The sequence below is a fragment of the Streptosporangium sp. NPDC050148 genome (assembly GCF_055586505.1).
In genome coordinates, this window is record NZ_JBVJIA010000050.1 from 37,736 (window position 1) to 47,585 (window position 9,850).

Annotated in this window: 9 protein-coding genes; 8 read left to right on the forward strand and 1 reads right to left on the reverse strand. The window is 68.0% G+C overall.

The window, feature by feature from the left end; translation table 11 throughout:
- Window positions 1–41: 41 nt before the first annotated feature.
- From ACZ6RT_RS34985 to ACZ6RT_RS35000, 4 genes are all read left to right on the forward strand, one after another.
- Window positions 42–383: an ArsR/SmtB family transcription factor gene (locus ACZ6RT_RS34985; RefSeq protein WP_470158281.1), complete on the forward strand. Its 342-nt coding sequence runs from the start codon at window positions 42–44 to the stop codon at window positions 381–383.
- Window positions 383–1,123 carry a cation efflux transmembrane domain-containing protein gene (locus tag ACZ6RT_RS34990; RefSeq protein ID WP_470158283.1) on the forward strand — a complete coding sequence of 247 codons (741 nt, stop codon included), beginning with the start codon at window positions 383–385 and terminating at the stop codon, window positions 1,121–1,123. The genes ACZ6RT_RS34985 and ACZ6RT_RS34990 overlap by 1 nt, the downstream gene beginning before the upstream one ends.
- Complete coding sequence (locus ACZ6RT_RS34995; RefSeq protein ID WP_470158284.1) at window positions 1,120–1,473, forward strand: DUF3703 domain-containing protein; 354 nt, start codon at window positions 1,120–1,122, stop codon at window positions 1,471–1,473. Before ACZ6RT_RS34990 ends, ACZ6RT_RS34995 begins: the two co-directional genes overlap by 4 nt.
- Window positions 1,474–1,600: 127 nt before the next feature.
- On the forward strand, window positions 1,601–2,470 hold the full coding sequence (locus tag ACZ6RT_RS35000) for an alpha/beta fold hydrolase (RefSeq protein WP_470158285.1): 870 nt from the start codon (window positions 1,601–1,603) through the stop codon (window positions 2,468–2,470).
- Between the two features lie 311 nt (window positions 2,471–2,781).
- On the opposite strand, the gene ACZ6RT_RS35005 is transcribed toward ACZ6RT_RS35000, so the two are convergent.
- Window positions 2,782–3,939, reverse strand: coding sequence for a hypothetical protein (locus tag ACZ6RT_RS35005; RefSeq protein WP_470158287.1), 1,158 nt, complete (start codon window positions 3,937–3,939; stop codon window positions 2,782–2,784).
- A 222-nt stretch (window positions 3,940–4,161) separates the two neighbouring features.
- Between ACZ6RT_RS35005 and ACZ6RT_RS35010 the strand changes: the two genes are divergently transcribed.
- From ACZ6RT_RS35010 to ACZ6RT_RS35025, 4 genes are all read left to right on the forward strand, one after another.
- Window positions 4,162–5,271 (forward strand): TniQ family protein, encoded by a 1,110-nt coding sequence (locus ACZ6RT_RS35010; RefSeq protein WP_470158289.1) that lies wholly within the window; start codon window positions 4,162–4,164, stop codon window positions 5,269–5,271.
- Between the two features lie 220 nt (window positions 5,272–5,491).
- The gene (locus ACZ6RT_RS35015; RefSeq protein ID WP_470158290.1) at window positions 5,492–6,592 is read left to right on the forward strand and encodes a TniQ family protein; all 1,101 of its coding nucleotides are present in this window, start codon (window positions 5,492–5,494) and stop codon (window positions 6,590–6,592) included.
- A 96-nt stretch (window positions 6,593–6,688) separates the two neighbouring features.
- Window positions 6,689–7,732, forward strand: a complete 1,044-nt coding sequence (locus tag ACZ6RT_RS35020; protein ID WP_470158291.1) for a tyrosine-type recombinase/integrase — start codon at window positions 6,689–6,691, stop codon at window positions 7,730–7,732.
- An 811-nt stretch (window positions 7,733–8,543) separates the two neighbouring features.
- On the forward strand, window positions 8,544–9,707 hold the full coding sequence (locus tag ACZ6RT_RS35025; protein WP_470158293.1) for a hypothetical protein: 1,164 nt from the start codon (window positions 8,544–8,546) through the stop codon (window positions 9,705–9,707).
- Window positions 9,708–9,850: the final 143 nt, after the last annotated feature.

A 9,850-nucleotide genomic window follows, 5' to 3' on the forward strand; every position in this document is an offset into this window, starting at 1 on the left:
ACAGGGTTTTCTGAATTCATGAAACCCTGTACTTTTGGGGTATGTTGACGATCGCCCCCGAGATCGAGGTCCTGGCACGCTTCGGCCGCGCGCTGGCCGATCCGATCCGCTGCCGGATCCTGCTGGCCCTGCGCGAGGCCCCCGCCCACCCGGCAGACCTGGCCGAGACCCTCGGCATCTCCCGCACCCGCCTGTCCAATCACCTGGCCTGCCTGCGCGACTGCGGCCTGGTCGTCGCCGTCCCCATGGGCCGCCGCACCCGCTACGAGCTGGCCGACCCTCGCCTCGGCCACGCCCTGGGCGACCTGAGCAGCGCCGTCATCGCGGTCGCGGCCGACGCCGAGCGCACCTGCGCCGACGCCGACGAGCAGGGGTGTTGCTGATGAGCGCCATCACGCTCGGTCCCACCCCGGCCCGCCGCGCCGCGCTGGCGCGCCGCATCCGGCTGCTGGTGGCCGCCACCATCACCTACAACGTCATCGAAGCGGCCGTGGCCATCACCGCCGGCACCATCGCCTCCTCGGCCGCCCTGATCGGTTTCGGCCTGGACTCCATCGTCGAGGTCGCCTCCGCCGCCGCGGTGGCCTGGCAGTTCTCCGCCACCGACCACGAGGCGCGGGAGAAGACCGCATTGCGCGTCATCGCGCTGTCGTTCTTCGCGCTGGCCGCCTACGTCACCTTCGACGCCGTGCGCGCGCTGCTGGGCACCGGCGAGGCCGAACACTCCACCCCCGGCCTGATCCTGGCCGCCCTGAGCCTGATGATCATGCCGTTCCTGTCGGCCGCCCAGCGCCGCGCCGGCCGCGAACTCGGCTCCGCCTCCGCGGTCGCCGACTCCAAGCAGACCCTTTTGTGCACCTACCTGTCCGGCGTGCTGCTGGTCGGGCTGGCACTCAACAGCGTCTTCGGCTGGTCCTGGGCAGACCCGATCGCCGCCCTGGTCATCGCTGCCGTCGCGGTCAAGGAAGGCCGCGAGGCCTGGCGCGGGGATGCCTGCTGCGCCGTCCCGGCCGCCGGCACCCTGTCCGGCAATACGGTGTCCGCCGGTGCGGTGCCCGCGGCTGAGGGCTGCGCGGACGGCTGCTGCTCACCCGTCCAGGACCCGCCGCGGGACACGCGATGATCGGCCGTCCGATGCCCGCATCGGTGCGGGCCGCCTACCATGCCGAGATGCGCGCCGCCCGCACCACCACCGAGCCACAGGCACGCTGGCGGCACCTGGAACGGGCGCACATCATCTCCCAGCCCTGGCCCTGGCCACACACCGCCAACCACCTCGCCATGTTCGCCCTCGCCGTTCACCAGCGCGACCGGCGCGAAGCGCTCGGCCAGATCGTGCGCATCATCATCGCCGCGCCCGGCTCAGCGCTGGGCCGCTACCCCGAAGGCAACACCGGCCGCGCCCGCGCCGGCCTGACCCAGCTGATGCCCGTCCCCGACGATCTGGCCACGTTGCTGCAGGCCGATCGGTGAGCGGCCACCGCACGCCATAACGGAGCACCCCTATGAGCACCACTGCGCCGAACTGCTACCCGCCACCCTGACACCTCGGCAATCTCATCGGCCCTGCTTCGGCTCATCCGGCGAAGGAGACCTCCCTATGGCGACCGCGCAGATCGGCGACAAACAGCTCGGCTACGACCTGCACGGGCCCGACGACGGCGAACCGGTCCTGCTGCTGGGGGGCACCAGCATGCCCCGAGGCGTCTGGGCACTGATGCAACTACCCGCCCTGACCCAGGCGGGCTACCGGGTGGCCGTGCTGGATCCGCGCGGCACCGGCGAATCGAGCCACCTGCCCGGTCGCGCCGCAGGTGAGCGGCCTCCTGCTCAGCCGGGCAGCGCATCCGGCGCCTACAGCGTCGACGACCTCGCCGACGACGCCACCGACCTGATCAAGTACCTGGGCTGGCGGCAGGTCCGCCTGCTGGGGCTGTCACAGGGCGGGTTCGTCGCCGAGCAGTTGGCGTGGCGCCAACCAAACCTGGTGCGGGCGGCGGTGCTGCTCGGTTGCGCCGGCGCCACCACCGCCTACCAGCGTGCCTGGTTCACCGCGATGCGCGCTCTGCTGGCCGCCGGGCCCGTACCGGCCGAGTTCTATGTGGCCGAGAACCTGATGAACGCCCTGCCCGCGCACGTGCTGCGCGACGACGACACCCGGGTAACGCAGTGGGCCGAACTCATCACCGCCAAGGACTGGGACACCCCGGGCGACCGCGGCCAGTACCTGGCCTGCATCTCCTGGCTCCTCGACGTCGACCACGCCGCGCGCTGGCCGCAGCTTCGCCCGCCCATGCTGGTGCTCGCCCTCGAACACGACCTGATGTTCCCACCCCGCACCGGTCGCACGGCCGCGGCCGCCATGCCCGACGGCAGCTTCACCGAGATCACCGGGTACGCCCACGGCGGCGCCATCGAGGCCGGCGACCAGATCACCCCGCTCGTGCTGGACTTCTTTGCCGCCCACTGACCTGCTGACACTTTTTGTACCGCGACCACCGGCACTCCCGCTCGGGCCCACCAGCATGCCGCTCGGCACTACCGGCCGGTACCGCTAACGGAGCTGCCCTGTAGTTCTTCACGCCCGAACACCCTCAGCCCCGCCGGGCCGCCCCCCTCGACTGGCTTCTAAAAATACGGTTGTCGTGCCTGGTGACACACCAGCTCACGGCGATCCCGTCAACTGATGTGACACCAACCCAGGTTGGCCGGTCCGTTTCTACCGGACCCCCAACACGTATGTGAGTGCTCTGAGGCGGTAGCCGCGTTGGAGCGCGCGGTCTACCCCTGAGGTGCGGTCGCTGTCTGGCCCTGCTGTGGTGGATGGGGCTCGCCGGCCTGGCCGGCGAGGAGCCGACTGATTGTCTGCTGTGCGGTGGCCTCGCGTTGTTCGGCGGTTGTGGCACGATGGTCGGCCTGCTGCAACGCCTGCTGCAGGGTTTCCAACTGGGCGGTGGCCACCGCGGCGGCGGTACGGGCCTCGTCGCGTTGATCACGGATCCGTTGCAGAGCCTGAGCTTGGCCGGCGAGTTCCTCGCGGACCCGGCTGGCCTCGGCGCGAGCCGTCTCGGCTTCCTGGTGCATCTGATCACGGGCGGCCTCGGCGCGTTCGGCGCGGCCACCAACGGTTTTCAGATCGGTACGCACCTGATCAAGGGTGGTGGCCTGTTCGGCCAGTGCGGATTCCAATGTGATGATCTGCCGGTCGTATTCGGCGGTCGCGGCGGCGGCTTGTCGGCGTTCGGCGTCCAGGACGCCCTGCAAGGCGTCACGCTCAGAGGTGGTCCGCCGGACCATGCGCTCAGCGGTGGTGACGCGCTCAGCGGCTGCCGCGGCGTCCTGTTGAGCGCGAGTGCGTTCGGATTCATGCTCACCGGCCGTGCGCCAAGCCGTCCGTTCGGACTCCTCAGCGCGTTGCTGTGCTGCGGCGGCCTGCTGGATGGCCTTCTCAGCTGCGGCGATCGCAGCCTCGGCCTTGTCTTGGGCGGCGGCGGCGCGCCGTTCGGCGGCGACGATGTATTCAGCGGCGCGCTGTTCGGCGGCCGCGGCGGCAGCCCGGGCTTCTTCGGCGGCCTGCTCGGCGGCATCGATCTGAGTGAGCGCACCAGTGGTGGCCGCGGTCAGTGCCTCGGTGAATGCGGTCAGCTGAGCCGTCCACTGCTCGCCTGCGCTCAGCAGATCACCGTTTAACGCTCCGGCTCGCCGTAGTGCTTCGGTGACCAGTGGGGTGTGCGCGGCGGTGCGAGCGCGGTGTGCGGCGGCGCGGCAGGCATCCCCGCAATACAAGGCCGGCCGACCAATGCGGCGACCACTGCGACCAGAAGACTCCAGCCGGTTGACGCACCCAGAACGGGCGCACATCCGCCCGGTATCGGGGGTGTCGCTGCTCATGTCGAGGTTCACGAGGTGCTTGGGCGTGCCGGAAGGGTCATCGATCACCCGGCAAGCCTAGCAACATATCGTTCTCGAACGATAAAGATTTCGTACTCAACAAAACAAAATACAAGTGCTGGCGACAATCCTCTGACCCGCGATAACACGCCTTATCGCGGGTCAGAGCGGCCCGGGGGAGCAGCCGGCACCGAAGGGGGAATCGTCGTGTTTCACCCACCTGAGGCGCCCCCACCCCGAAGGGAGCCCGCAGCTCCCACCGCAGGGGCGGTGCATGCGGCAGACGGCTCCGACGCGATCCCACCGGAGCCTGCCCATCCGCAGGCTCAACCGCCGAAAGCGTCGCTGCAACCGCTCCCGCGTCCCGTCACCCCCTACCCCGACGAGACCCTCGCCTCCTACCTGCACCGGCTCGCCCGAGCCAACCGGCTCGATGCCGGGTGGCTGCACAGTTATCTCGCCAACGACCACCGCAAGACGGCGAAAGTACCCGCCGACCGACTGGCCGCCCTCAGCGGCCTACCGGAGCGCACCCTTCGCTACGCCATCTTGGAGCTGTGTTCTGCCGAGGAACTGGCCGACATGAAGATCGCCGGATGCCCTGCTCCCACCTACGGTGCCGCCATGGCCTGCCATCTGTGCTCGCTCGCCCGCGGCTGCCAACAGAAGGTGATCTACCAACGACAGCGCGAGAACGTGATCTGCCTGCGCCACCGCCGCTGGATCGGCACCGCAACCTTCGGACCCAGCTCCTCACAACTCGACCTGAGCCACCAGCCCGAGATCCTGAACGCCGCCAAGCGGCACCGGCGCCTTATCCGGCGGCACGGCCAAGAACGCGTCAACTACTACGCTTACTGCGACGCCGAACGCATCTGGCACCAATGGCCCACTAAAATTGCCTGGGACGAGGGCTTCTATCGCAGGATGCGCATCTTCCACGGGGACGGATGGAGTGTCGCCAAGGATGACGCAACAATCCACGCCGCAGCATATCCACAGATCATCGCCCTCACCCGCCTCCTTGTCTCACCGTATTGGCGCGCTGCGGCCTTGGAAAATCTTCCCCAGCCGCGTCGCTTCGTCACAGAATTACGCCGCACTGTCGCCCCGGCATATTCTTGGTTCCCTGAGCGCTCGTATGGGCACTACGAGCCGCTCGCCGCTTGGATCGATCAAGAGTTGCAACAACAAAACGGCCCCGATCTGGCCGACTACCGCGACGCAGAAATTATTTATCGCTCAGGCGATCTAGACGGCCTGGACCTACATGCCTATCCGCTCGAGCAGGTAATGCGGCGTAGAGGTGCTTCTGAGGACCGCTCCCGCCGACTGGCCGCCGCCATTCGGTCTATGGCCACACCCCAGCCCCGCCCGTGAGCCAGCAGCCGATGCACCATGATCGAGGAAATGGCCGCCCGCTGATTCAGTCCGGCCATGGCCCGACCGGGCAAGTGATGGTCCGCACCGAGAACAAGACACCTGAGCGCGATCTGTCGCCGCTACGGTGCCCCATCCAACCGCCGAGAGGCATCGCCGATATGATCCAGTCGATGAGGGTCCGTCCACACCGCCAGCCGCTCGCTGCCCGGGGCCATCGGTGAAAACGGCGCTGCGTCCACTGCCCCGCACCGTTGCCCCGTTCCCCGACGAGACGCTCGACTCCTATCTGAACCGGCTTGCCCGGGCCAACCGGCTCGATGCTCAGGCGTTGCAGACCTATATCGCCCAGGACCACCGCAAAACGGCGAAGATCCCCCTCGATCGCCTCTCCGCTATCAGCGGCACACCGGAGCATGCGCTTCGCTACGCCATCGTGGAATTGCGCACCCCCGAAGAGCTGGCCCGTATGAACATCAGTACAGGCCACATCACCGGGTATACCGTCGGACGCTCCCCGTCCACGGTCAGCAGGACCATGGCCTGTCGTCGATGCACGCTCACCCGCGGCCATCAAGATGCGGTGTGGTGCTGGCACCGGCATGAGGACGTGGTCTGCTTCCAGCACCGCCGCTGGATTGGTCCCGGATCGGTCAGGTCCGGCTCTTCTCAGCTCGACCTCACCGATCAACCCGAAATCCTGCATGCCGCCAAACAACATCGGCGTCTCATCAGGCGTCACGGCAGAATAGGCGTTGACCACGCCTACGCAGAAGCGGATTTCATCTGCCAGCAATGGCACACACGTCATTCCCATGAGGATGACTTCTCCCGCAGGATGGACATCTTCCTTGGCGAGGAGTGGCATGTCCAGCGACTCCATGCAACGATCTACGCTTCGAAATATCCACAGGTCGTTGCTCTTACCCGGCTCCTGGTCTCGCCCTACTGGCAGTCCGTGGCCTTTGAAGATCTTCCTCGGCCGCGCCGCTTCATTGCAGAGGTGCAGCGCACGGTCGCCGCGGACTACTTCTGGCCTACCGAGATCTCATACGGGCACTTCGAGCCCCTAGCCGATTGGTTCAACACGCAACTACGGCAAGCAGAGGCTCCCGATCTCTTCGATTACCGGGTCGCAGAGCGCCTTCAGCGCTCAGGCGCCCTGGACGGCCTGGATCTTCGCACCTCTCTGCTGGAGCAAACGCTCCTGCACGCAGGTGTTCCGGATGGCCCAAGTCACCGCGCCTTCCAACTTGCCGAAATCATCCGCTCCAGGGCGAAAAACAAGCACCCCCGTGAACCTTCTAGGCATACACCATGATCAACGAGATGGCGTTCCGCTGATTTGACTCCTTCAGGAGCAGACGCCGCAGATCAGGGCTTCATCGGGCCGCACACCGAACGAGACGGAACAACAGTGGTGATCCACGACGGGCACATCGTCCGAGCAGAAGAGCACGGCCTCGACGGCTCGCTCACCCCCTCCGGCAGCGCGGAGCACACCGCGGCGGACTACGCGCTCAGCGACGCGGCCCGCGCACGCATCGCCGACGGTGTCCCGGCCAACACCCGGCGCGCGTACGAGCGCCAATGGGCGGCCTTCACCCTCTGGTGCACCGACCACGGCCGCCTCCCGCTGCCCGCCACCGGCCACACACTGGCCGAATACGTCGAGACGCTGTGCGCGGCCCACCAGGCCCCGGCCAGTATCGAACAAGCCCTCGCCTGCGTGCGTACCATGCACCGCCTGGCCGGCCACACCAACCAGCCCCCCACCGACGCCGCCCGCCTGGCCCTGCGCGCCTACAAGCGCGCCCGTGCCGAATCCGGCACCCGCGGCCAGCGCGAAGCCCCGCCGGTGAGCATCGACACTCTGCGTGCCATGATCAGCGCCTGCGACCTGAGCACCCGCATCGGCATCCGCGACCGGCTCCTGCTGGTACTCGGCTTGGCCCTGATGGGCCGCCGCTCCGAACTGGTCGCCTTGACCTGCGACGACATCCGGGAAGTCCGCGACGGCTTGGAGGTCACCATCCGCACCTCCAAAACCGACAAAGACAGCCACGGTGAGATCATCGCCATCCCGCGCGGCAGCCACCCTCTGACCGACCCCGTCGCCGCCTGGGCCGACTGGATCACCGTCCTCACCGACGCCGAAGGCGCCTCCGGGCGGCTGTTGCGCCGTATCGACCGCCACGGCAACCTCGGTCCCCGCCTCGGCGCCGACGCCGTCAACGTCATCATCCGCGCCCTGGCCATCCGCGCCGGCATACCCAGCGCAGAGACCTTCACCGCACACAGCCTGCGCGCCGGCGGCGCCACCGTCGCCTACGCCGCAGGCGTCCCCATCTCCGTCATCGCCAAGCACGGCCGCTGGGCCCCCGCCTCTCCGGTGGTCCTGCGCTACATCCGCGCCGTCGACCGCTGGCGCGACAACGCCATGCGAGGCGTCGGTCTGTAGAACCCACTCAAAACCCGCACGGAGCACTCCAGCAACAACGCTTTGAGCAGCGCTGATGCCCTCAAACAGGTCGCTCACTACGAAGCAAGAAGACGATCATGCCTCAGATGGGTTGAGACGAAACACCAGATACCTCAGATCGAATGAGACGCTCAACCCGACACGGGAGACGGTGGGGGCCACCGCAGGAACGGCCACAGACAAGTCGCAACTCCGGCTTGGCCCTGCGCGGATCCTTCACCCCGTTAAGAAAACCCCTCCTGACGTGGGGCGATGCTGTAGACGGCACAGCAGCCGTGAGCGATCATGCCTCAGATAGGTTGAGACGAAACACCAGATGCCTCAGATTGAATAAGACGAGCCTCGGCTCGATACAGAAGGACGCCCCTTCTTTGGCCGGTGGCCCATCCATCCGAGACCAAGTGGATCTTCGGGGGAGCGCCTTCACCGAACTCTCGCTTCGGTTTGGCCCCCATCCGGTAGCCGCCGCTGCCTGAAACCCTCTCTGAGCTGGTCTTTTAGATCGTCATGCGAGCCCGAAGAGACAGTCGAGCCCATGATGATCATGCCTCAGATAGGTGAGACAAAGCACCGGATACCTCAAGTTGAGTGAGACTGCCTCAGATTGAGTGAGACGGGACACCAGGACAACTTCGTGGCAGTTCGCACACACAGACGGCCGTAGTCGTACCGAAGACAGCAACTTGCGGGAATTTACATTCCCGGTACTTACCTTCAGCAGGCATGAACGCAACAGATCTTCTTTATTGATTTCTAATTTCCAGAAAATCAGTCCTGCTACGCTGGGGGCATGCCGGAGCAGGGGACGATGACGCCGTGTAAGCACTGCGGGACGCCGATCGAGCAGCGGCAGGGGCGGGGGAGACCGCGCGCCTACTGCGCGCAGGGGGACTGCCAGGCGGTGGCCAAGCGGGAACGCGAGATGCGGCGGGCGACCCCGGGCCTGGAGGGGGCGCTGGCGAGGGCCGAGGAGTTCTACGAGCGCATGGAGAAGGGCATGATCGCGGCGATAGAGCCACTGGCACAGGTGCTCTCCCAGGAGCTGAGCCCGGCCGGGGTGGAGGCCAAGGTGAGCGCGGTGCAGGCCGAGGCCCACACCCGGGTGGCGATCGCTCGCACCGAGCGCGAGCAGGCCTTCGAGCAGGTACGGCTGGCGAGGGAGGCCTCCGAGCACGCCCGGCGCGAGCGTGACGCGATGGCCGAGCGGGTACGGGAGGCCGACGCCGAGCGCGACACCGCGCTGACCGATGCCGAGACCGCCAGGCAGCAGGCCCTGGCCGCGCTGCACGAGGCCGCCAGCACCGAGCGCCGGGCCAGGCAGGCCGAGCAGGAGGCCACCCGCAGGGCGCAGCGGGCCGAGGCGGCCAGGGACGCGGCGCTGCGGGAGATGGCCGAGCGGGTGGAGGCGGCCGAGGATGAGGCCGGCCGGGCCAGGGAGCAGGTGCTGGCCGAGCAGGAGCAGGCCCGGCAGGCTCTGGCCGAACGCGACCGCGCACTGCAGGAGGCCGCCACTGCCGCCAAGGCGGTGCGGCAGGCCGAGCAGGCGGTCGCCGCCGCGTCGGCGCGCGCCCAGGCGGCCGAGGCCGAACGCGACCGCGCGCTGGCGCGCGCCGACGCCGACGCCGAGGGACGCGCCCAGGCCGTGGCCGAGGCCGCCGAAGCGCGTACCCGGGCCGAGCGGCTGGAGAAGCACGTGGCCGAGGTGGAGAAACGGACCGCGCGGCGGCTGGCCAAGGCCGAGGAGCGGGCCTCGGAGAAGGTCGCCGAGGCCCGGGAACGTGCCGCGGCCACGGCGGCCGAGGCGGTGGCCGAGCGCGACGAGGCGCGGATGCGCCTGGCCATGGAGCAGATGCGCCTGTCGGACCTGCGCGAGCAGATGGAGGCGCTGCGCGCCGAGGCGGCGCTCCTGCGCGAACGCGCGGTGACCGCGGAACTGCGGGCCGACCCCGGCTGAGAGGCGCTCCTGGCCGCGTTGGGGCTGGTCGTCCGTGCGGTCGCTCTAAGAGCGCCTAACAGAATGAGTTCTGCTGTGCTTTGATCTCTCGCTGTAGCGATGGTGAGAGGGGTGGGCGGGTGGCGCGGCTGAAGCCGTGGGAG

What these genes read in the sequence shown, in the direction of transcription:
- ACZ6RT_RS34985 (WP_470158281.1), top strand. Translation starts at nt 42, where the DNA reads ATGTTGACGATCGCCCCCGAGATCGAGGTCCTGGCACGCTTCGGCCGC.
- ACZ6RT_RS34990 (WP_470158283.1), top strand. Translation starts at nt 383, where the DNA reads ATGAGCGCCATCACGCTCGGTCCCACCCCGGCCCGCCGCGCCGCGCTG.
- ACZ6RT_RS34995 (WP_470158284.1), top strand. Translation starts at nt 1,120, where the DNA reads ATGATCGGCCGTCCGATGCCCGCATCGGTGCGGGCCGCCTACCATGCC.
- ACZ6RT_RS35000 (WP_470158285.1), top strand. Translation starts at nt 1,601, where the DNA reads ATGGCGACCGCGCAGATCGGCGACAAACAGCTCGGCTACGACCTGCAC.
- ACZ6RT_RS35025 (WP_470158293.1), top strand. Translation starts at nt 8,544, where the DNA reads ATGCCGGAGCAGGGGACGATGACGCCGTGTAAGCACTGCGGGACGCCG.